The organism is Candidatus Melainabacteria bacterium, from assembly GCA_003963305.1.
Taxonomy (GTDB): Bacteria; Cyanobacteriota; Vampirovibrionia; order Obscuribacterales; family Obscuribacteraceae; genus PALSA-1081.
On sequence record RXJR01000031.1, the window covers coordinates 223,158 to 246,534 of the forward strand.

The window sequence follows — 23,377 nt, forward strand, 5'->3', positions numbered from 1 at the left end:
CTATCGTGATTTCTGCCAGATGTCCCGAAGAATCGTAGGTAGATAATGAAATTTGCGAAGCTGCTGCGAAAAGGTGTTGTGCTTGTGTGCCTTGCCTGGATGCCATTGACGCCGCTCACAGCGATGGCTGTAGAAGTGCCAAATACCAGCGAATTGAAAGAGCAATGCGAAAAAGCGCTGACAAATCTTGCCAGCTATAAAAGTTCCGAATTCGGTTTCAGCATCAAATATCCGCAGAACTGGGAAAAAGCCGAAGGGCAGCCACCGCTCATCTGCCGTTTTTTAACTGACAACGGACTCGTGAGCTATCGTGTTAGTGCCGAAAAATTATCCGTGCCTATGACAGTTGAAGAGTACGCGAAAAATGTCAATCAAGAACTCGAAAAGCAATATCCAGTCAAAGGTTCACCACTAACTCGCGTCGAGGAATCGGCATGCAAAATTGGTTCACTCGACGCTCATAAATCAATCTATATTCTGAAATTAGATGCGGAAGGTTCGTCGGCAAAAATGTTGCAGTATTTAGTCGTCGCTAATCAAATCGCGTATGCATTCAACTACACTGCGATCGAAGGCGCCTACGACGCTTTCATGCCACTAATCGATGAAGCCGTAAAGTCGCTGGAATTCCAACCTGTCACCGCGGGCGGTGCGGATCAATCCAAGTCGAATCACTCATCCGAATCAAAATAGGAATTACTGTTCTTTCTTGGCAGAATCGTCTTTCTTCGATTCGGAATCGCCTTTCTTTGATTCAGCATCGCCTTTCTTCGATTCAGCATCGCCTTTCTTTGATTCAGCATCGCCTTTCTTCGATTCGGCATCGCCTTTCTTCGATTCAGCGTCGCCTTTCTTCGATTCGGCATCACCTTTCTTGGCACCGCCTTCCGACTTTTTGGCTCCGCCTTCTTCAGTGCTTTCCGCTTCTGTCTTAGTCGAGCCTTTAGTACCTGAAGCGTTGTCTTTAGCCTTTTTGTACTCGGCTTGCACTTCATCAGAAACAGGCATGCTGTTCTTATTCAAGATTGCAATCGCTCTTTCATAGTGGGCAACTGATTCTGCATAATTCTTCTCGGCAGATGAAACTCGCGCTAAACCGAGAATCGATTGCACCAGATCCGCATGCTCTAATCCAAGAGCTTTCTCACGAATGGTGAGACTTTGTTTGTACAACTTATCGGCCTGTGCACCGTCGCCTTGAGCGTAATAAAAGTCGGCAAGATTTGCGGTCGTTTTTGCTAGAGACGGGTCATTCTCGCCAAGCTTTTGCGCTTCCTGGACGGCTGCTTGATAACATTCTTCGGCTTTTTTAAGATCGCCCTTGGCTTTCGCTGCGTCACCGTCATTGGTTAACTTTTCCCAGACGGCCTGTTCGACAGCAACTTGTGTCCTGGCAGCAGAATCAGAAGTTGTTGTTTCAGTCGCATTTGGTGTGCATGCACTGATGCTCACGCCAATTCCTGCAACACAAATTCCAACTCTTAACAACTTCTGCAAATCCATACTAAACTCCTCTTTGCCGCGGAAACGGGGCATCTTTGATACCAGACACGCACAGCACAGACCGAGCATGACTGAAGGTTTGAGCGTACCGCAATTGACCCGCTAATAGTGAGAAAAATAAGATGCGTTTTGGCGCTGTGAGAGGAAATTCAACTAATTTTGCGACGGACGCGTCGGCTTTGCTGGAGGCGCCGAATGTGCCTCCCACCAACCAGAAGGAGCTTGAGCACCGCGTTTCTTGAAAATCACACCGACCGGCAAATCTTTGCCACGTTCGACAATTGAAAATCCGCCGTCAAGAAGAGTGATGGACGAATTCGATGGTTTCGAAAATTCTCTGGAGTGAGCAGAGTAGTTGCTCAAAGTAATCATATTCGCCGTTTTAAACGCCGGTGAGTTGAAGGCAATCTCGGTGACCACGCCAGTTTTCAACAGAACGCTGAGGAAATATTTACGGTCGGATGTCCAGTAAGTGATAACGTTGTCGCTGCTAGAAGTTGGCTTGCCGAGCAGATTTAGCACTTCGGCGCTGGTCATGCCAAGGTTCATTCTCGCGACAGACTGCCCAGGCACCAGAAGTATTCGAGGATTGACAGGCTCTGGTTTGTCTGTGGCCAAATCAGCCTTATCGGCAGACCCGGGTTGGCTCGATAATGTCTGGTTTGATGAACCTGTGCCGAACTTCTTTGCAAGCGAACTTGAACCCGATGCCGTTGCTTTCGTCTGCTTGCGCCTGGAAGCAACAGGTACAGCTGACGGAACCGCTGTGGGTAACGGCGGCGGAGAAGGAGGTGTCGGAGGAGCAGCCGCGACCGTAGTGGGCGTCTCGAGCGAACTCGCCTTGTCTTCATCGTACCCAGGTCTCGGCGAAGTCGGTTTTCCAGCGATCAAAATATCATTACCGCTCCACTGACTTTTCATGACCGGTGTTTGCAGGGTGCCTCGCTCACGCAAAACAGTGTCCTGAACATCGTCTTTCAAACGCTCGAACATTTTGCCAATAGTCGTCGAGTCGCCTTGTTTTTTCAAAGTGTCAAGCAACACAGCAGTGAAAACGCCGTTTGCGAGTTTTTTACTTTCCCAGGAGATTTGATCTTCTTTACTGGAAGCAATAACCAACTGCCCAGAGCCGGTGCTGAGTTCGTTAGCATCGACTCCGGTGCGTATCATGCCCTTGCCACCACTTTCGGTGGCACCGCTGTGACAGGCATCCAGAAAAATAATGACGCGGTCGCAATGCACTCGGGATTTTATATCGTGCGCAAGACGTTGCATTGGAATTGCAGATGTATAGAGATCGTCGATATCGGTATCATAAGCAAGCAAATAGTTCTGCCCACCAATATCCATTTCAGAACCGCTGCCGTGGGTTGAAAGAAAAATCACGACAAGGTCATCGGGATTTGCCACGTGGGGCAACCACTTATTTCCTAACTCCGATAAAATGCGTCGCTGAGTCGCATCTTTATTTAGCAGAATCTTTACGTGATCGGGAGCAAATCCTGCACTATTAGTCAAATAACTGGCGAAATCGGCGGCATCTTTTGCAGAATATCTCAAGTTCAATTTAGGATTTTCGAACTCGCTAATTCCCACTACCAGCGCCCACTTATCGCGAATTGGGCGATTGGGGGCCTGCGCATCTTCGGCTGATCTGGCAAAGCCCGCGCTTACCGAAATGGTCAGAGCGATTACGGCGAGAACGCCCCTCTTTATTAACTGACCGCTGCAGTCACCGACATTTAAAAATTGATTTGTTCGCTTAGCTCTTCGATTGCTTTGCATGTTCAGCTTTACGCCAATTCAGCGTTCATGGAATCAGAATGGCACCCTTCAGTACCGCTACACGTTCAGAATAACATCGATTTCATAATCCCTGCCGGGTTTAAGAAGTCGCCTAATTTTTTTGCCCACTTCGTAACAACAAAGTTGGTTGAAAAACCAGTCAGTTGTCAGATGGAGCAAAAAATGTCGTTAACACAGTGGAGACTTGATTCGGCGGTTCAAAACGATGCAGCTAATCTTCGCAACGCGCAGATGAATTCATGCTCATTCGCGAGCGGAACAGACCGGAAATCACTCAAGTTTGCGTGCGTAAACGCCTTCAACAAGCTAAATCAGCAATTCAGCGAACTTGTCTTCGACTTGCGCCGCAACAGCTTTCAAGATTTCGAGAACTCCTTCGAGCAGATCAAATCGCAGATGGAACAAAACTTGAACGGACTGAATTACGACCGACCCAAACTCGTGGTCGCCTTTAACTCACAAGCTCAACCAGTTCGTTCAGCCGATAATCAAAATTTCGACGTACTGGCGAAATTGAGCGATAGTGGCAGAATCGTTCTTCAGTTTATGGACCGATAGTTCAGATGAATAAGGCATAACAACGCATTCAGTCGCAAAGCTTATTGGCAACCATGCCTATATAGTAAAATCAGCCAAGAACCGGACGTTCAGCTTTCGGCGGACTGCTTAACAGTGCAAAACGCGCACATCAAATCGTGCCTTCTGACAGTGCTCACCATGTTGGTGAGCACCTTGTCGCTGACCTCGTGTTCGATACATGTGCCGGGCACGCAGACGGGCACTCTCAGCGTATCTCCACCCCAGGCTCAATCGAAATACTCTGTCGACTCTCTGGAAGAGCCGGTTCATCAAGTCAAAATCACAGCCGGTCCTTTCGACCTTCATCGCAAATATCGCTCTATGGAAGGTCCTTACGTCAACGAGACCTTCAGGGTGGCGGACATGCTCGCAACCAAAGAGATATCGGTGAATGAGTCTGCCGTAAATTTTGTCGAAAATGGCAACAAGCCATCAATGATGGCAGGCGCCGCAAGCGGAACCGGAAGCAATGCCGGAAGCAATGCCGGGAGCAATGGCAGCGGCAACGCCGGAAGCAACTCGAGGACGAGCGCGATTGTTCACTCGAATGAGCCTAAAGAATTGATCTGGGCAAAAGGCGTAAAGCTGATCGTGCTGGACGAGAATGACAAGCCGCTGCCGACAGCGGAATTTATTTGTCACTTCAATATCGATGTGGATCCACGTAACACTGTATTTCCTGAAATCCACACAGGCAGTCCCAGACTCTTCACCTTGACACAGGGACAAACCGACTTTCGGTTTCCTGAAGGCTATGCAGTTCCGCTTTCGAGCAAAGAATTTCTGCACATTGCATTTCAGGCAGCAAATCGTACAACGACTGAACATCGCAGAGTCAAACACCTTTGCACGATTGACTTTGTTAAAGACTCAGAGCTGAAAAAGCCAATGAAAGCACTCTCCTGGTATACGCCTTATGTGGCAGTGGAGTTGAACGAAAAGACCAGAATCAAAGAACCAAGCATTCACGGTCCGTCATGCATGGCCATATCTCGAGGTGATAACGCACCTAATGCGGTACCCGGGGCGGTGATGACCGACGCCAACGATAGAAAGACGACGGGGCACTGGCTCGTGCCACCAGGCATACAACCATACACCTGTCCCATCGCAGACGGGCGTGACATGGGCTTCAACACAGAAGATCGCACAGTGCGTGCCGTATGGACTCACGTGCATCCGTTGTGCAAAAACGTGACTTTGATGGTTTGTGACGGAACAAAAAAGACGCCAGCCTGGACCACACAAATCACAACGAAAACCGATCACGGATTGGAAATCGCAAAAATAGGTGACCTATACTTCAAAGACGGCCTGGTTCTGCCGAAAGGAAAACACTTCGAAATTGATTCGGTGTACGACAACACCACCGGAAAGATACAAGATTCCATGGTTTCACAAGGAATCTTTTACGACGATCCGCACTTCGTCAAGCCAAACTGGAAAGATGCGCCGACACTGGCTTCCAACGCCAATGGTTCGACGGCGGAAGATTACAATGGCTCCGACATCTACAGCCCTTTTAACGCACAGAATGACGGACCACTGTTGACAGAACCGAAGACCATGGAAGTGACGACCTCAGTTGGCAAGCTACATATGGTAATCGATCCCACCATCGCTCCGGCGCATGCAACCCAACTCTACAAGCTCTTCAAGGTGGGCGCATTCGATGGCACCAACGTCATCACTTATCAGCCAAACTACTTATTTCAGGTTGGTTCAATCGACATCAAACACGATCCGAAAAGACCCGTAACAGCGGAACAAACAGCGCTATTGCGACGATTGCCGCTGGAAGTGGAAAGTCACAAAGAAGGACGTGGACTTAATAAGAAGTGGGCGCTGACGATGGCTCGGTCTCATGCCGAAGATTCAGCCGTAAGTTCCTTTTCAATCTTGCTGGACAATGCACCCCACCTGGATCACCAGTACACAGTTTTCGGTCGCCTGATACCAGATGCAGTGACTACGGCAACCATGAAACGAATGATCGCAACCTGGACAAAAGCGCACCCATATATCATTAGTGCAAAAGACCTCCCGGCACCAAACAGCAAATCAGATTTACTTGCGGATGCGTCCGCCCAATTGAATGCACTGTCTGGCAAGTCTAAAGCCGATGAAGCGTGCAATGACCTATATTGCGGCATAAAACCTGACGCCCCTAAGGAAGTGAAGAAAAACGTGGATGAGACTTATCCTGTGTTCAGCGCGAAGACTGACGGGCCGCTGCTAACTGCTCCAAAAACAGTTGAAATGAAAACGTCAGCCGGTACGATTCGAATGGTTATAGACCCGGCGGTAGCACCAATCAATGCCACACAAATGTACAAGCTCTTTACTGCAGGTGCATTTGACGGCACGAGCATCGTGCGCTACGAACACAATTTTGTTCTGCAGACGGCACTAGCGGAAAACAAAGCAGATGGATTCAAACTCAATTCGCCGCATATAACGACGATGCTCAGACGATTGCCACTGGAAGTGAAAGCCCAACAGTCCGGCAAAGTGCTGCACAAGAAGTATGTTCTTTCGATGGCGCACGGAGATGACCCGAATTCAGCCGTAACGTCATTCTCGATTTTGTTAGGAAGTGCGCCGCACCTGGACCAGAAATACACAATTTTCGGACACGTCATCGACGATGCAGAGTCGATCAAAACGATTCACAAAATCGAATCGGAGTGGCAAAGCAAACACCCTCATATAATCAGCGTTCGCCCAGACCACACTTCGATAGCTGCGTCAACATGAGGTCTTGTTGTGGTCTAAAGGCTTCGGCTTTTGAAGATCCAGCGGATTGAACAGCAAACTTCTCAGATCAAGCGTTTATTTGAAACCAGCTTTTTTCAAAGCGGAATTCAGGTAAGTGTCTTTCTTCATTTTGTCCCAAACCATGCCAGTTCGATAGTTTTCAGTCATCAACAAAATCGGACCCTGGTCAATTCCCAACGTCTCTTTATCTACCCAACCCGAAGGTTTGCTGCCGTCAAATGTGGGATTGAATGCGTCCTGGAAGCCGAGCGGTCCAACGATTTCGGGACGATTGGTGTACCAGTGCTTAATCGTCGGAAGCACGAGCTCGGGCACGAACGGCAGCGATGAAGCCGCTGCAGTCGGAGCTATAGTACCGTCATCTGGAGCGTTGGGAAATCCACGTGCATTGTAACTTTTAAACTCCACTGGCTTTCCATCAACATTTTTGACCACATCGCCTGGACCATCGCACGCTGTTAGACCCCAATCGAGAGCGCTATAGCCTTTCCACCCCATCGGATTCGCAACTGCGTACGCGTGCTGAGCCATTGCGGCACGTCTGGAATTTTCAAAATAGTCGAAGCCGACTTTGCGATTGGTGGCGTCATTGATACCACGATAATCCATCCATATCTGTGTATATTGGTGTCCGAAGAGCGGTCCAAACTCGAGACTCTTCTGCCCGTTCATCTCAACCACTTTGCTGGTCGACATGAACTTGTCCCAGGCTGCAGCGGGCAATGGATGTGTCGGGGAGCCCATCGCCAACAACAACAATATCTGTGCCTCGTTGTAAGCCTGCCAATCGGAAGAAATAAAGCCGTGCTCGGGAGTCCATCCCATCGATAAACGGCCCTCAGCATTGAGAGCCCACGGCCAATCGACGCGCTTATAGAGATTGTCTGCGAGTTCGCGAATCTGAGTCTCTTTCGGATTGTTTCCATCGTAGAAATTTTTAGCGAAAAGAACTCCGCCCATGAGCAGCGCGGTATCAACGGTTGAGAGTTCATTTTCTCCCTGTCTCAATCCAGTTTTGGGGTCGAGGAAATGATAGAAGAATCCGTGATCTCCTGAGGTTCCTTTCGCGTCCGGTCCTTGCGGCGTCTCGGACAAGTTCTTCAGCACCTTCAGAGTGTAGTCTGTAGCTTCTTCACGACTGATCCAGCCTCTGCTGACTGCAACCGGATGTGCAGTCAAAGAAAACCCAACCGCAGCTATACTTGCAGGTGATGTATCGGTTGATCTGTCTCTGGTCAAGCCTGTAACTGGATCGCTTTGTTGTCTGAAATATTCGAAGTGGGCTCGCTGCATTTTGTCCAGCAATTGATGCTCACCCGGTGTAAGTTTTGAAGCCGGCAATTCTCTGGCGGCGATTTGTTCATTTGTCTTGCCTGTGCCAACGTCAGCTGGGGCACTCTCAGCTGGTGTAATCTCAGCGCGAGCAATCTCACCGCGAGCAATCTCAGCTGGAGCACTCTCCCCGGGAGCACTCTCCCCGGGAGCACTCTCAGCGGGAGCACTCTTGGCGCCCGCAATGTGCGCACCGGCGATGTGAGCAGCGTCAAGTCCAGCGCCAGTTACCATGAATGATGCGATAGAGTGCACCAACTCTTCCCTTGAAGAAAAGCCCTTTCCAGAAAGCAGCGAATTACTTTCCGCACTGGCGACGCCACCAACTGCGCCACCAACAGCATTGCTTCCAACTCTGATGGCGATTGATTCGACAGCTGATTGCGCGACGGGAACACCAATAGCAATGCGGGCGGATTCAATCCCATTAGCAACAGCAAGCGAGGAGGCTCCCATAGCAGCAAAAGTGATCGCAGAACTGGCTGCCGAGACTGCTCGCTGTTCCCAAAAGTCTCGGGTCGGGTCACTTGCAGGGGTTAAAACAAGTCCATAAAGAGCACCAGCTACAGCCATTCGAGATGCAGGCACTGTCAAATTCATAGAGCCCTCCAGGCGACCGACTGTATTTTCGCCCAGAAGACCGGATTTATTCAACGTGCTTGCCACCCCTTCTTCTTTTAGAAGGCCCGCTTTGTTCAACATTCCGCCTGAAATCTTTTCTGTCAAGAGAAATGGTCCGACCATGCCAACGCCGGAGCCGATTGTTTGCGCTACCCAAGCTTTGCTACCGAACTCAGTCGCGTCCGGAGCGTCAATCAATTGCGGACAAGGCAGCACCTGACGCTCAGCCACCTTATTGACGAGTTGAGTCACGCCTTCCATAGGCGATTGTATTGCAGAGTAAAGGAGCGCTTGGCCGGAAAGCTTAGCCAGGCTCAAGGCGCTGTCAGAGCCTGAATCGTTTTTCGTCGAAACTGGAACTTCAAGGGACATCTGTCACCACTTAAAAACCGCGCAAAACGGAAGTCGTGCATGAACGAGCGAGTCGCGATTATGGAGAGAGAAGGGGTGCGCTGAACAAAAATATCCTATAGATATTGACGCGCCCGGTCATTGGTGAAAGTACGAACGCGCCAGCATTTAACCTGCGACAAGCTCAACTGCAGGAACTTTATCGACATTTTTGCAACAAAAAGGGACCCAACTCACTGTCACATGCGTCTGAGGACTATCCGAAACGCGACAATTCAAACCAGAAAGGAAGTTTTGAATGAAAAAAATGACATTAGCTATTGCAGCATCTTTGCTCTCACTAAACTACAGCGCTCTGCCGATGCAAGCAGACGAGATAAAAGCTGACAACACTAAACGAAATGCCAGAGAAATCAGTGATAGCAAGCCGACGGCTCAAAACCAGGCGAATGATAAGGCTTCAGTCGAGAGATCGGCAACGCTGCGTAAAGCAATCATGAAAAAGAAAGGACTGTCGGTTAATGCGCAAAATGTCAAACTCATTGACGAAAATGGAAAAATGACTCTCCGCGGACCGGTCGACAGCGTCAGGGAAAAAAGCATCATCGAAAGTCTAGCGAAAAATTGCTACGGCAAAGACTACGTCAGCGAACTGGAAATAGTCGCTCCTAAGTAGTCGTTTTGAGTAGTCGTTTTGATTAGCCGTTTTGAGTAGCCGTTTTGAGAAAGCCGTTTTAAGTAGCCGTTTTGAGTAGCCATTTTAAGTAGTCGTTCTATGGAGCCGCTCATAAGTAGGCATACTGCAAACAATTAGTGAAAGAGACCGCTGACGTCTTGATTGAGAATGTTGAACTCATCCATGTCTTCTCTTGTGAGCGGTTTTGCATTCTTAGGCAACGGCGGCATATCAGAGAGTTTGAGGGCGTTTGCCTTCAGCTCTACTGGTTTCACTAATTGTGCATTGACATCAGTCTTCACCACTGGTGGTGGCGGCACTCGTACGGCCATTTTGGTCTTAGCAAGACGCTTTTGCTCTGCTAATTTCTTTGCCTGAGCGGAAAGCTGATCTTGCTTCATCTTCTTGATCATCGCGGCTGTATCAATTTTGATCACCGGCGGCGGCACCGCTGCCAACTTAGCGCGCCGTTCCCGTACCATTTGCACAAAAGTAAGCGCTTTGCCGAAATTCCAGGTCATTCTAAAATTCCAGCCCGAAATTCCGCTTTCCGGTGGAAAAGCCAGAATATACGACTTATCAAGGTCGCGGATAGCTTTTAGCAAACATTGCTGCAAGGTATCATCCGCGGTGGCAGAGTAGACGGCTCCACGCAAATGCCCCTTGCTGTCCACACTGAATATGACACTGGCAATACCAGTTCTCTCGTCCTTTGCATCCTTGAAAAGATATCGGAAAACCTGGGCGTCGAAAGTTTTCCGGAATCGCCTGATCCAGTTATCCCAGGAGAGGGAATTTTCAGGCGCTTGCTCAAAGACTACTACGCCGCCAGGGTGGCTTTGCTTGTGCCCGGGAAGCGCGTGGCTGTCGTCGGCAAGGTTCAACATTTCGCCCATCGGTATGACGTCTGGCTCGCCGTTTCGTGTCTGACGGGCGTCTGAAGGTTTCTTTCCAAGGCTGCGAACCGCCTTTCCCTGACCGCGAATCCAGTGCTTCGTGCTTTTCCAGGCATCACCCATGGGACTGACCAGGTCTGGAAATGCAGGCAGGCTCGGAGTGACAAAGACTGGAGCCCTGGGCTCAGCAGACTTAGGCGGCGGCTGAAAAAAATTGAGAATTGGCGAAAACCAATTTTGAGGTTGTGCCGGAGCCGCTTTAGCAGGGGCTGTAGGCGTTGAAGGCACAATCGGATCTTCTTCAAATCCACCATGCAGCGCCTTTTTAGCCAGCTCCTGGGTAACACCCGCCGGCAACAATTTTGCGGCTAATTCCAGCTCACTGATTGCATTTGCATCGGCGCCATGTTCTTTCAGCGCCATGCCCAGGTAATAATGAGCCGTTCCGTTATTCGGATTATCTTTTAAGTCTTGCAAAAAGAGCGGAATCGCCCGTTCCACATGACCACCGTTATACAGCTGGAGCGCTTCTTTGAGCACCTTATCGTTGGGATCATATGCTCCCGCTTGTGGCGGAAAACATACTCCAACAAACAAAAGCGCCGCTAGGCAAATCGGGGTCTTCATCTCAAATCCGAGCGTGTCTAATTAATAGTACCCGGATTTGAGCCTTTGCGCACTCTCCGCGCTTTGACAAGGGCTCTGAGCCAACGCTGGCGACTGCTCGCGAAAAGAAAGTTAAATCTGGCATGTCCGGCAGCTCATGGCAATTAAGACAACTGCTCGAGGGCAGAGCCGGCTGTAAGTAGCAGTAACTACCAAGCCACTATATTTAATACCATATAAGTTGACTAAGCAGCGACGACGACGATCGGAGCATTCCAGACGGTTTCACATTCTTCACCGATAAATTCCTGCGCTTCTTCGCTTTGCATGATGTCCAGGATATTGAGTTCGCTATAGATTTCGAAAAGTGTTGTGTCAGTAGACATGTTCACAGCTCCCTGATTGGTTGACGGCATAACAATATCGCGCCTGAGCTGCTCTTCAATCCAGCGGGAGAGGTATATCCCGCGTGATTTTCGCCTCGCCCCTTGAAATCACACTAACGCTTAAATAAGCTTCTTAGTGACTGCGCAGATTTGTTATTAGATTTCTTTTGCGCAGGGCGCGCACTTTTTTCTGGTCGTACAGGCTCAGGAATCTGTGACTCCAACTGAGAAGCTGCCATCTCTGCAAATGGTCCAAAGCTCAAAATGTTGTTGACAGACAGCCCTGCATCACAAAAGATCGTTTCAGGCGATATATCTTCGTAGCTCTCATACAAGAGTTTTGCCAGCACTCTTTCATCACCTTCAAACCAGTTCTCTTGCAGGGCAATAGCCAACTCGTTCTTGCTGACACGATTGTTGTGATCGATATCTATACGCCAGAAGATCTTGAGCAGCGAGCGATTGAAATTGAAAGTTGAACTAAATACGTCAGGCACCACACTCGGTTCCACGTACTGGTTCCATTTTGGCTCAGATTGAACCGGAGTCGAAGCCTGCTGGGCTACGTATCCAGGTGATGTTACTGGTGTTGTGTGAACGGCTGACACCGGAGCAGGAGCCGAAGCTGTACACGTAACGGGTGCTGCAAAAGAATTTGGAGTCGTATCAAGATGTTGAGGTGGCGCAAACAACGAATCAGGAGTTCGTGCTTTAGCGGGAGCAAAAATCGAGGCTGAACTAATTTCAGAATTTGGCGCAGTCGCAGGGCGGGCGGCGGCGGCAGCACGCGCAGCGGCAGAAGCGGCGTCAGCAGCTGCGATTTCTCGCTCCATTGCGGCAACTCGTTCTTCAAAAGTTGGCTCAGGTCCGTCCTCAGTTAACGAATAGGCAACGCGAACAGGAGAATTCTCGACCACAGGTGCGTTCTGAGCCGATGAAACCGCACTTGTCTTTACCGAATTCGGTGTTGATGGACCAGCACTTGTCCCTACCGAATTCGGCGCTGATGAACCGGCACTTGTCGTCAATAAATTCGGCGCCGATGAACCGATGCTTGTCGTCAATAAATTCGGCGCCGATGAACCGATGCTTGTCGTCAATAAATTCGGCGATGATGCACCGGCGCTTGTTGTTAGCAAATCCAGTGATGATGAACCGGAACTTGTCGTCAACAGATCCAGTGATGATGATGAATCGGCACTTGTCGTCAACAGATCCAGTGATGATGAACCGGCACTTGTCGTCAACAGATCTAGTGATGATGAACCGGCACTAGTGGCTAACACATCCGGCGTTGACGCACTTTGATCACCGAAATAGTTATAGTTGAGATCGGTGCTGAAGAATTGGTAACCAGGAAGGTTCGCAATTTTGGGCTCTTCATCTTCGTTAGGCATCACGCAACTCCTGCAGTGTTTTTCGGCATCAGTAGAAAGACGCTCCAAGCCTGCCTGGTGGCACTGCTTGAATGGTTAGCTTTTCGGGGACTTCATACTTTTCCGTAGCAACATCCTACGCTTCAACTTGACAACCTTAACGAAATTACACAAATCCTTAAAGGTCTCGCTGAGACTGGAAATCATTCCCAATGCGTTAGTGTCGTAAACTAGCAACAACAGAGTCAGTGGAGGCTTTACGTGAAAAAGGGCGAGAAAAATCCGAACGCTTCAGCGGTGCTGAAGACACACTTCAATTTGATTCAAAACGCCTGCAAAGCGCCGAGCCTGGCGTACGGAATCACCTTCGGCAACAAAAAAATCGCTGCACACAACAATACTCTGCAATTCCGCATTGCCTCCATGAGTAAAAGCTTTACAGCGGCGGCAGTGCTGTTGCTCAGAGATCGAAACAAGCTACAGCTAGACCAACCTGTAGGCGACATCGTTCCTGAATTGAAGAATTTGCCTCTTCCAACCAGCGACTCCCCCAAAGTAACAATCAGGCATCTGCTGACGATGTCTTCAGGACTGGCGACCGACGACCCATGGGGCGATAGGCACCTCGACGCAGACCATGAATTTCTGCAGAAGCTCTTCGCTGATGGCGGCTATTTTGCGGAACCACCCGGCACAGATTTTTGTTACTCGAATTACGGATACGCGATTCTCGGACGCGTTATCAGTAATGCGTCAAGTCAATCGTTTCAAGAGTTCATCAGTCAAGAAATTCTGGCACCTATAGGAATGCATTCGACTGGATGGACGCCATTGGCACACCACGCAACGCCGCACAGACGCAGAGAAGGAGCGGCAATCGATGAGGGCTCGCCGCCACTCGGAGACGGCGGGTTTGCCTCTATGGGAGGACTGTGGAGTAATGTCGATGACTTGTTGCTCTGGGCCAACTTTATGTTGAATGCTTTTCCGGCAAGAGATGGAAAAGATGAGGGTCCATTATGTCGAGCCAGTCGCAGAGAGATGCAGCAGATATCTCGTGCAGTAAGACGGACGAGCGCACCGGGTCTTTCGCAACGAAATATATTCGCCGGATACGGCATGGGGCTGCGCATATTTGATGACACCAAACTCGGTTACCTGGTTACACACTCAGGTGGTTTGCCCGGATACGGAACGAATATGATCTGGCACCCGGAGCGGCAAGTCGCACTAATTGCACTGGCGAATATTACCTACGCACCAATGTTCGACGCGAATTACATTGCCCTTGAGACCTTGCTGGCCGAAGGCTTACTTCCCGCACCCAGAGTACGTCCGACCGCTGCTCTACAAAGACATGCCGAGGCTCTTATCGCCTGGCTGAACGATTGGAGCGACGAGCGGGCGCAGAAAATTTTCGCGGATAACGTAGCACTCGACGAATCTTTGCGACGTCGGAAACAAGATTTCGAAGTCTTCTCCGAGATAAAACGCCCGCTCAAGTGCGGTGAAATCGTCGCCCAGAACGCCGCTTGCGCCGATGTTACAGTCCTCGACGGGGACGGCGAAGAAGCTTTGAGCTTATCCTTCAAACTGTCACCACAGGTGCCACCACTTATCCAGTATTACGAAGTCACAGAACTCGTTCAGGCAAAAGAAAAGGTAGCCAAATAAAAGCAATGCAGTTGCATCACTTGAGCGACAACCGTGTTTCCATCTCATCCAACTGCTTCAACCGAGCATTGGCAAGTTGAGCCGGTAGCATTCCAGCTTTCTTGAGTTTCTGGCGATTGATTTCGCCACTGACTTGAATTCGCAATGTGTCTAACATCGCGAATGTACTGGCCGGAATACCAATAACAGCAGCGGCGAACAGGTCCTGGTTTGTGACTTTGCCGGCACGTTCGGTCTTGCCGTTGAAGGCGCGATTGAAACCAGGAATGGTGAATAACACACCAGAGGCAACTCTCGCTCCACCAACAAAAATACCGGCTCCGATGTTCTGCGTTGCAGTGGTTCTAGCTTTAGCGGCAGACTTTTGCCCACCCGTGATTTCCTGTGAGAACCGCTTCTGATGCCCTTCATACATCGCAGTTCTTACCACTGCCGTTTCGACTTTGTCCGGACTGCAATTTGCGCTCTTGCAGAGATTTTCCAACATCTGCCGATCGGCTTCGAGCTTAGCGATCGTAGTTGCATGAGCATCACCCACAGTGGCTCTCAGTGCAGCTTTATGTCCTTCGCCCACACCCTTCGCAATGACGCGGCTGATGATTGGACCAAAGATAAACACACCGCCGGAGATATTCCACATAACGCCAGCTCGTCCATTCCAACGACGATCGTGGTCATGGAGAGACTTATAGGCAAAATATGAACCGATGGCATTGAGCGTGTATTTGGTGCAGTCGAAGAAGTATTGCGACTGTTGGAAGGCAAAGATCTTCCGAGCACCAATTTGATAGCGCTCGAATTCCATTACACATTCGTCGCGCAAGTCGTTCAAGACTTTAGTTTCGGCCTCATCGATGTGGGCACGAGCTTGCAACGCGGAAGATGTCTCTTCGACTTTTAACAAGGCCTCTCGCTGAGCCATCAGACGGTCAATGTCTGCCTTGATGCCAGCAACATGCAAGCGCGCCGTCTTGGGTGCAAACCCTTTGGAGCGAGCAACGACATCGTGATATTCGTTGATACCAAATTCCATGGCTGCTGCACCAGCACCGATTATTGAACCGATCATCGGAACAATGTTGGCGCGTTGCTGCACGACCCTACTAACACTTCCCGGACTGTGAAGGTGACTGCCGCGTTCGACCGTAGAGATGATTGAACCGGCCAAACCGGTTCCGGTATTGATTTCCTGGAAGAATGCGTAACGCCATCCCTTCCAGCGTCCCTGTTTGGCGACTTCGAGGGTGTAGTGCAAATTGAACCGTTCAAGCTCAATCAACTTAATTAGAATCTGACGTGTCAGATCATCCACTTGTTTACCAGCGACAACCGGATCACTATACACGCCACCACGAAGAATGGCGTCAGTTGTGGGCTCTGGTTGAACTGCAGCCAATTGAGAAGACGCCAATAGCTCCTTCGAAGGCGCAAAACCTGTAAACGGTTCCTCTTTCGCGAAGGTTTCAGGAGCCTCCGCTCTCGTTTCCGTTTCGGGTTTTGCCGCAGCATCCGCCTGCGTTTCGGCTGCTTTTGCTATCGATGCATCGATGTTTGACGACTTCGACACGTCCGGATCTAACCAGGTCGCCTGATTTGCATTGCGATCAGTAGCGGCTTGAGCAGAAGATTCCGTTTGAATTGTGGGGTCTGATTGCAGGTCCGCAGCTAAAGCTGGAAAACTAAATTGAAGTAGTAAAGCCGACGTTAAAATCAGGCTGTTCATTTTTTGATGTGTACTGGCCACTATGAGACACCTTTGAAAACTACTTTTATTTCCAACAAGCAAATGCTCGTCTTGGGACCTTTAATCGCGAAAAAATCATAAGTTCGAATTGTGGTTATTCCGCGGATAACACTCCACACAAGCGGCTACAATGGAAGCTCAGCGGCATGGCTGTCACCGACCTTTTAGAGGCGCACCGTCTATGGTGATTTTAAAGACATGGCTGACGCTGAAAACAAGAAATAGTTTTAAGAATACGTCAAAATACGTGATTATGTGAGTTCACTAAGTTCAAGTTCACTAAGTTTCGCTGCGATTGACATCTCCGGCAGCTTCAGCCTTCAGGATAAACAGGCTGGCTAGCAGGAAACCGATGGTGGGAACGACGATTGTCAATGCACTGAAGCAAATAGCAATGTAGCGACTTTTCCAGCCGGCAGTAACATCCAGGCAAGCTTCCGATGGCACTTCGGGATTGTAATGAACCTCAACGGGAGTGCCGACTGGATACTTTGTGCCTAGCTGCTTCTCGTCAGGCATGTCGTAAAACATCTTCAGACTCTGCAAAAACTTGCGTGGCTGCACCGCTACCAATCGTGTCGAGCTGTAGTCCTTGCCATCCACTTTATAGCTATATTGAATTCCCTGTTCCTCAGAAGGCGGAGCGAAGGTTTTTTGCAAAGGGTCGACTTTGTCGCGCGGTATCACAGGCGCCAATGTATTTCGATCGATGATACCTTCTGTTACCGGCCAGCTTTGCACGGTTCGAAAGTAAGAGAGCCCGTCCACATAGTCCCAGGCGTAGAAGAACAGAACCAAGAGAAAAACGAAACCGGCAATCAGAAACCGTATTCCGGAAGTCGCCCCAGCTTGCTTTTTAGCGTTTGCGGTAGCCACTGCGTTGCCCTCGAATTCCGAATCCAACTACAAGCATAGCACCATGAATGAGTACACTCACATTTGCACCACATGCGACGGCAGCGATGCAATATATTTGGATACAGCTCCCGCCACGTCTTCACCCGCTGAGCCCGAAGATCATGACAACCAGTCCGTCACAAAAAACTGAAACACCGAATGCCAATGCAAATTGACTTTCAAATTGCCATCGATTTGCTCGTCATCGCTGCATATTTCTGCGCCGTCGTTTTCGTCGGCCTTGTCTTTGGGCAAAAGGAAAATTCACTCGAATCGTTCGCACTCGGGGGTAGATCGATCCCCTGGTGGGCAGTGCTGGCATCCATCATTGCTGCCGAGACCAGCGCGGCTACGTTCCTGGGCACACCAGGCGAGGGATACAAACTCGTAAACTACACATATTTGCAGCTCGTGCTGGGCATGATCATCGGCCGGATTATAGTGGCATTTGTATTTCTTCGACCATTCTATGAACGCAATGTCTATTCAATTTATGAATACCTTCAATTTAGATTCGGACCGGGAACGCGAAAGGCTGCGTCGGCAATTTTTCTAGTGACGCGCATTCTCGCATCCGGAGCCAGATTGTACGTAGCGGCAATCGTGCTCGCAGTAGCATTCACACTGATTACCGGAGTACAACCGAGCGCATCGCAGCAATTCCTGATTTATCTTGTTTCAATAGTGCTGATCACATTGATCACTGCGCTTTACACGGCCATCGGCGGCATCAAAGCGGTTATCTGGACTGACTGTATCCAATCTTCAGTCATGATCGGCGGCGCCATAGGTGCAATATTTGTCCTGCTCTCGCAAATACCTCATGCGGCAGTAGACCAGCTTTTGCACAGCGGCAAGCTTTCCATGATTACCGTTGGCACAGATGCCAGCGCCAGCCTTTTGACCAACCTGGGCAAAATTCTCAGCGCTGACTACACAATTTGGGCGGCGCTGATCGGCATGACTTTCACGACGCTAGCAACGCACGGCACAGACCAGGACATGGTGCAGAGAATGCTCACTGCACCTGACTATAAGAAAAGTCGAATCTCGCTTGTTCTCTCTGGTCTGGCAGATCTTCCCATCGGATTCATTTTTCTGACAATCGGAATTTTGCTGAATCTCTACTATCAAGCCCACGCTGATGCAGGGCTGCCCACAAAAACAAATGAAGTCTTTGCCTACTTCATTCTCAAACAAATGCCAATCGGCTTGCGCGGTCTGCTCATCGCAGGCATCTTCGCTACTGCAATGGGTTCGCTCAGTGCGGCTTTAAATGCACTGGCAACAAGCTACACTCGCGATTTCGTTCAAGCCCGGGCTGGTCACACCGAACATACAGAGGATGAGGTGGCAGTCGGCGATGTGCGCAAATTCACTTATGTATTTGCCGGTCTGGTAATTGTGGTGGCAGTGGCAACAGCATATTTTGTCATCGCACATCCAGATTCTCGCATCATACCGATAGTTCTCGGCATCTTCGGATACACATACGGCTCGATGCTGGGAATCTTTTTGCTGGGACTACTCACTAAAGGGCGGGGCACGGATACCGGCAACTTAATAGGAATGCTGGTTGGCTTCCTTGTCGTGGCAATCTACAGCGGGCTCGCCTCAGGCACGGCGGAGGCGTTGGGGCTGAAGGGCGTTGTAGCGCTCCTGGCGCCTGTGCCAGTAATCGGCTTTCCCTGGCGCATCATGCTCGGCTCGCTGGTCACTATGGCTTGCGCCGCCGCCTTTCGAAGCGAATCAAAAGAGTAATTTCGAGAAAATTTAGACTGCCACAGTACTGTCACAAAAGTGCCACCGACCCGTCACGCCAAAAAATTACATTGGTATCACGGAGCAAGCATTCTTCTCAAATCAATCGGAGCAAATTACTAATGAGCAATCGCGAAGTAGACAATATCGTTAACGACCTGCAAGGGATGCGCAGCAACCAGGATTTCTCTCGTGTTGCTGGTCAGATCAGAGAAATGCAACAGAATGATCCTGCACACTTGCAGCGCAATCTGGATCAAATCAATAGAAGCGTTGACATGCGCGCCCTCGGGTTTCCCTCAGACTTCCGCATCGCCGGTGTAAACGAGCAGGGTCGCCTGGTCACCGTCAGTGAAGATGGACGCACGGTCGAACAACGCGATGCCCGTAACATGCGTGTCGAAAGCTCTGCTCCTGCAGCGCCAGCCACAGAACGCATGGGCACCCGCGAAATTACTAACAACCCCGTCGACGGAAGCCGCAGTTATACAGTTCGCCAAAACGACACACTCTGGTCCGTAGCGCGCGATTCTCTGCAACAACAGAATGGTCAACGTCCGACTAACGCTCAAATTCTCGAACACGTAAACACCATCGCTCGTGAAAACAATCTGGCAGACCCGAACCGTGTACCAATTGGAACCGAATTGCGCATTCCGAACGCGCAGGAAGCACAAAGACGCCCAGGCGATGCGCCACAACCACCTGCACAACAGCGCCCAGACAGACCAGCTGGTCCTTACACCCCGAATCTCTCACCAGATAATTCGGAACTTGCTCCTCGCAATGGTGCATCGAACCCGCTCGCTGTTCCGGGATTAGCTGGAGACCGCTCACGCGACCCAGCAGTGGCAACTAGAGAAGCAGGTCTGAGCCAGCGCCTGGAAAACGGCAGCACTGTTACTAACTTCACTGGCAAACTGAACGACGGATGGGTCCGCGATACCAGGTACACAGCCCAACAAACGACTGATGCATCCGGACGATTAGTACGCAGCGTCGTCAATTACGAAACCAATTTCGCCAGCAACGGTGCCGATCTCACCATCAGAACACCGACAGGAGACCAACCAATCAGAGAAGTACGTCAGGTCGAAACGAACTTCAACGCACGCACCGGACGCTATGACACGACAATCAGCACAAATAACGGAACCACTTATCGCGCCGTCACAGGCAGAGACGGTCGAGTAATTTCCTTCGAACAGGTGGCAGCAGCTCGTCAAGCAAACTAGACAAATGACAATCAAACCGGACAGGTAGTGGTGGTTTACCACCGACAAATGATTTCTGGAGAAGGAAGGGTCACATCGCAGGGGGTGTGACCTTTCTGTTTACATCCATCATTAAATATTAGCCCCACGGTTGCCCTCACAGCCGATATGGCTTAGCATTTGAAGTCTTGGAGGTGGGGACATGTCAAAAGTAAGACATGGAAACTGTTATCAGTTTGACTTGCCAGACGACTGTCTGAACGAAGTCGAAACGAAACAAGTCATCGAAGCGCTCACTTGGGATTTGCAAAAGTTGCCAGTCGGCGAAAAGTTTGTTCTCGACATCGCGATTGGTCCTGACAGTCCCAAGAAGCTATCCTGGGAACAATTTGTAGCTTCGATGAAAAAGTTCAAGCGCGCTGAATTCGAAAAAGAAACTGACATGGTCACAGAGCGCGATGCAGTCGAGTTCTTGCGCGAGCACTTCGCCGATCTTCTGACACTGCCCAGACCCGGACTGCGTCGCATCAAGTGAGTACTCACGCGAACGTGATGTAAACTCAGCCTGCGACGGTCGAGATTGAGCATAAGGTCTGTTATGAATACAAATTTGAAAGCCGAAATTTTTGGAACTCTAGCCGACGGCAGAAAAGCCGAACTCTTCACGCTGATCAACAGGGGCGGAGCCAGGGCGAAAGTTACCAATTACGGGGCAACACTGACTGAACTGTGGGTTCCGAACAGTCAAGGTGAGTTTGCCAACATCGCAATCGGCTTCGACAATTTGCAGGATTACCTCGACTGCAAATGCTATTACGGCGCCACCGTCGGTCGTTACGCTAATCGAATTGCGCGCGGCAAGTTTATGCTGGATGGAAAAGAATACAAGTTAGCGCTCAACAACAAAACGTGCACCTTGCATGGTGGCAATGTGGGATTCGACAAAGCGCTCTGGGATGCGTCACAAACAGACGAAAAAACAGTCGTTTTCACGCATTTGAGCAAAGACATGGACGAAGGTTTTCCAGGAAATTTGAGCGCCCGCGTAACATACAAACTGACTGACGACAACAAGTTGGAAATCGAGTTTCAAGCCACCACAGATCGACCTACAATCGTCAACATGACCAACCATGCCTATTTCAACTTGCATGGAGTGGCTATTGGCAATATCCTCGATCATGAGCTGCTCATTCATGCGGATCATTACGTACCGGTTGATGATGCCTTGATTCCCACCGGCGAATTGAAAGAAGTCGCAGGCACTCCTTTTGATTTCCGGCAGTTCCATACAATTGGAGAGCGACATGAAGAAGCCGGCGGCGGCTACGATCACAATTTCTGTTTCCGCAATTGGGAAGACTCGACTGCATTAAAGGCGGAGCTAAAAGCGAGCGGAAGACGTTTAAAAATCTATGCAACACAGCCCGGGCTACAGATTTTTACAAGCCAATCCTTCCACGAACTGGGTGATAAGAGCCCCTACTACGATTTCAGTGGAATTGCGCTGGAAACACAGCACTTTCCCGATTCAATCAACCAAAAGAACTTCCCTGGCAACACAATTTTGCGACCGGGCGAAGAGTATCTTGAAAGATACACTCTGGATTTCACGCCGTAGCTTTGTGCGCGAAAGCTCTGTATGCCGTAGCTGTTTACGCCGCGTAGCTGAATACCTGTAGCTTTTACGCCATAGCTGTTTACGCTGCTTAGCTGAATACCTGTAGCTTTTACACCATAGCTGTTTACGCCGCTTAGCTGAACACCCGTAGCTGTGTACGCACTAGCGCGCGCCGACTGTACCTAGTACGTTTGTGCTGGCTTGGTCGCCAGGGCGCTATCGGACTTCAAAGCCACCGCAATTGCAGGATCAATGCGCTTCGAAAGCATCGAAAACAGAAGCGCGCTGCCGGTCGGATTCAAATGAACAGTATCCAGGAAATTTTCCTTCGAAGCGAGCGGTGCAACGTTCAAATCAACGTAAGGAACATTCTGCTCAGCACAAATTCGTCTCGTATCAGCCAGATACTTCTCGTAAAATCCAGGCGCCATAACCTTTCTATTGATTTCACCGAGCGGCATGTTGGCAATCATAATCGGTATTTTGCGGGCTTTGCACAACTGAATCAGCCGCTCGAAATAACCCAATTGAGTTTCGATTTGAACCGGTGCAATCGGGTTATAGCGCTGCAAATAATTCTGCAGCATGTACTCGTCGTCTGGATGCCAAACCGCCTGCCCTGGACCGATCATGCCTGCAATGAAGGTACGCACATCTGTCTTTTTAGGGGCATCGGAAATAGAGCGCTTCATTTCCGGAAATAACGGAGTCAACGTCTTTGCCATCGACTGATTTGTATATGAAGCTAACTGTGTGCGATTGCCCCACAAGCCGGAAAGATTTTCAATCGTCAGCGCCAATTTGCTTTCAGGCGAGAGTTGCCGCGACAACCACAAGTCGGGCACGTCGTCCATTGACGATAACATCTTAAACGTGTCACTGGAATCGACACCAGGCATCAAATTATCTTGAAAGTCACGAGGTCCGATACCGTATATGATGGCACGCGGAGCGCGATCGCCAACCAATAAACGTTTCGCCAGCAAGTAGGCGTCAGAGACCATCTCCCCACCAACTGCAAGAGAGACGATGGTTGGCTGATATCCCACTGCGGGAGCAAGCTCCTTCTCCAGATAATCACAGCGATGATGGGTAAGCCGATCAACAGGTTTATTCGCCGCGATGGCAGCAGCTTCAATGGTTGGAACTTCAATGAGAGAGGAGCCGAGCAATGCAAGATCGGGTGTTTTGGGTTCGCTGCGATAAGCCTTTAAGACATTGAGAACATCAGACTGCTCCAGCTGGAAACGGTCTTCTTTCCCCTGGGGACGCGCGAGTGAATAGCACGCATCTAGCGCCAGCAAAAGGCACACCGAAACAAGGGCGGCGCTGAAATATTTTCGAGTAGATTTTGAATCGGTCGCTGCCATTCAAACTAACCAATAAACCCGTTGATCATAATGCCAAATTGATTGCTGTGGCAGGGTTATGAGAACTTTCAAAGGGGAGAGGGAATGGCAAATATGGGGGGTTCAAGGATTTTTGTATTGAAAAGTGCCTGTTGCTCTCAGTTCCGGCAGAGCCGTGACAAGAACAGCTCAAGTATTAAAAGCGGT

At 49.8% G+C, this 23,377-nt stretch carries 18 protein-coding genes; 10 read left to right on the forward strand and 8 right to left on the reverse strand.

All coding sequences use genetic code 11. From position 1 onward, the window contains the following. Positions 1 to 45: 45 nt before the first annotated feature. Entirely contained in the window at positions 46 to 693 is a 648-nt protein-coding gene (locus EKK48_27665) for a hypothetical protein (protein RTL36134.1), read from the forward strand. Between the two features lie 3 nt (positions 694 to 696). Here EKK48_27665 and EKK48_27670 read toward each other — a convergent pair whose 3' ends face one another. Both EKK48_27670 and EKK48_27675 read right to left on the reverse strand, forming a co-directional pair. After that, positions 697 to 1,572 carry a tetratricopeptide repeat protein gene (locus tag EKK48_27670; GenBank protein RTL36135.1) on the reverse strand — a complete coding sequence of 292 codons (876 nt, stop codon included), beginning with the start codon at positions 1,570 to 1,572 and terminating at the stop codon, positions 697 to 699. Between the two features lie 84 nt (positions 1,573 to 1,656). Continuing rightward, positions 1,657 to 3,288, reverse strand: a complete 1,632-nt coding sequence (locus EKK48_27675; protein RTL36136.1) for a caspase family protein — start codon at positions 3,286 to 3,288, stop codon at positions 1,657 to 1,659. 183 nt (positions 3,289 to 3,471) lie between these two features. Between EKK48_27675 and EKK48_27680 the strand changes: the two genes are divergently transcribed. Then, positions 3,472 to 3,867 (forward strand): hypothetical protein, encoded by a 396-nt coding sequence (locus EKK48_27680; GenBank protein ID RTL36137.1) that lies wholly within the window; start codon positions 3,472 to 3,474, stop codon positions 3,865 to 3,867. Between the two features lie 114 nt (positions 3,868 to 3,981). After that, positions 3,982 to 6,645, forward strand: coding sequence for a hypothetical protein (locus EKK48_27685; GenBank protein ID RTL36138.1), 2,664 nt, complete (start codon positions 3,982 to 3,984; stop codon positions 6,643 to 6,645). Between the two features lie 75 nt (positions 6,646 to 6,720). Here the strand turns inward: EKK48_27685 and EKK48_27690 are convergent, their stop codons facing one another. Beyond that, positions 6,721 to 7,971: a Tat pathway signal protein gene (locus tag EKK48_27690; protein ID RTL36139.1), complete on the reverse strand. Its 1,251-nt coding sequence runs from the start codon at positions 7,969 to 7,971 to the stop codon at positions 6,721 to 6,723. A 51-nt stretch (positions 7,972 to 8,022) separates the two neighbouring features. On the opposite strand from EKK48_27690, the gene EKK48_27695 reads away from it, so the two are divergent. Together EKK48_27695 and EKK48_27700 are read left to right on the forward strand one after the other, a co-directional pair. After that, a complete protein-coding gene (locus tag EKK48_27695; protein RTL36140.1) occupies positions 8,023 to 8,238 on the forward strand; it encodes a hypothetical protein in 216 nt (71 codons plus the stop codon). A gap of 1,030 nt (positions 8,239 to 9,268) precedes the next feature. Beyond that, complete coding sequence (locus EKK48_27700) at positions 9,269 to 9,646, forward strand: BON domain-containing protein (protein ID RTL36141.1); 378 nt, start codon at positions 9,269 to 9,271, stop codon at positions 9,644 to 9,646. Between the two features lie 134 nt (positions 9,647 to 9,780). Here the strand turns inward: EKK48_27700 and EKK48_27705 are convergent, their stop codons facing one another. Next, the gene (locus EKK48_27705) at positions 9,781 to 11,169 is read right to left on the reverse strand and encodes a tetratricopeptide repeat protein (protein RTL36142.1); all 1,389 of its coding nucleotides are present in this window, start codon (positions 11,167 to 11,169) and stop codon (positions 9,781 to 9,783) included. 478 nt (positions 11,170 to 11,647) lie between these two features. Then, the gene (locus EKK48_27710) at positions 11,648 to 12,931 is read right to left on the reverse strand and encodes a hypothetical protein (GenBank protein ID RTL36143.1); all 1,284 of its coding nucleotides are present in this window, start codon (positions 12,929 to 12,931) and stop codon (positions 11,648 to 11,650) included. 240 nt (positions 12,932 to 13,171) lie between these two features. Between EKK48_27710 and EKK48_27715 the strand changes: the two genes are divergently transcribed. Continuing rightward, positions 13,172 to 14,584 carry a class A beta-lactamase-related serine hydrolase gene (locus tag EKK48_27715; protein RTL36144.1) on the forward strand — a complete coding sequence of 471 codons (1,413 nt, stop codon included), beginning with the start codon at positions 13,172 to 13,174 and terminating at the stop codon, positions 14,582 to 14,584. 16 nt (positions 14,585 to 14,600) lie between these two features. On the opposite strand, the gene EKK48_27720 is transcribed toward EKK48_27715, so the two are convergent. Further along, complete coding sequence (locus EKK48_27720; protein ID RTL36145.1) at positions 14,601 to 16,328, reverse strand: hypothetical protein; 1,728 nt, start codon at positions 16,326 to 16,328, stop codon at positions 14,601 to 14,603. Between the two features lie 279 nt (positions 16,329 to 16,607). Further along, positions 16,608 to 17,231 carry a DUF3592 domain-containing protein gene (locus tag EKK48_27725; GenBank protein ID RTL36146.1) on the reverse strand — a complete coding sequence of 208 codons (624 nt, stop codon included), beginning with the start codon at positions 17,229 to 17,231 and terminating at the stop codon, positions 16,608 to 16,610. A 153-nt stretch (positions 17,232 to 17,384) separates the two neighbouring features. Between EKK48_27725 and EKK48_27730 the strand changes: the two genes are divergently transcribed. The 4 genes from EKK48_27730 (at position 17,385) to EKK48_27745 (ending at position 21,821) form a co-directional block, all read left to right on the forward strand. Continuing rightward, on the forward strand, positions 17,385 to 18,986 hold the full coding sequence (locus EKK48_27730) for a sodium:proline symporter (GenBank protein ID RTL36147.1): 1,602 nt from the start codon (positions 17,385 to 17,387) through the stop codon (positions 18,984 to 18,986). A 122-nt stretch (positions 18,987 to 19,108) separates the two neighbouring features. Next, positions 19,109 to 20,221 (forward strand): LysM peptidoglycan-binding domain-containing protein, encoded by a 1,113-nt coding sequence (locus tag EKK48_27735; GenBank protein RTL36148.1) that lies wholly within the window; start codon positions 19,109 to 19,111, stop codon positions 20,219 to 20,221. A gap of 181 nt (positions 20,222 to 20,402) precedes the next feature. After that, the gene (locus tag EKK48_27740) at positions 20,403 to 20,735 is read left to right on the forward strand and encodes a hypothetical protein (GenBank protein ID RTL36149.1); all 333 of its coding nucleotides are present in this window, start codon (positions 20,403 to 20,405) and stop codon (positions 20,733 to 20,735) included. A 63-nt stretch (positions 20,736 to 20,798) separates the two neighbouring features. Next, on the forward strand, positions 20,799 to 21,821 hold the full coding sequence (locus tag EKK48_27745; protein ID RTL36150.1) for a galactose mutarotase: 1,023 nt from the start codon (positions 20,799 to 20,801) through the stop codon (positions 21,819 to 21,821). A 182-nt stretch (positions 21,822 to 22,003) separates the two neighbouring features. Here EKK48_27745 and EKK48_27750 read toward each other — a convergent pair whose 3' ends face one another. Then, complete coding sequence (locus EKK48_27750) at positions 22,004 to 23,191, reverse strand: SGNH/GDSL hydrolase family protein (protein RTL36151.1); 1,188 nt, start codon at positions 23,189 to 23,191, stop codon at positions 22,004 to 22,006. Positions 23,192 to 23,377: the final 186 nt, after the last annotated feature.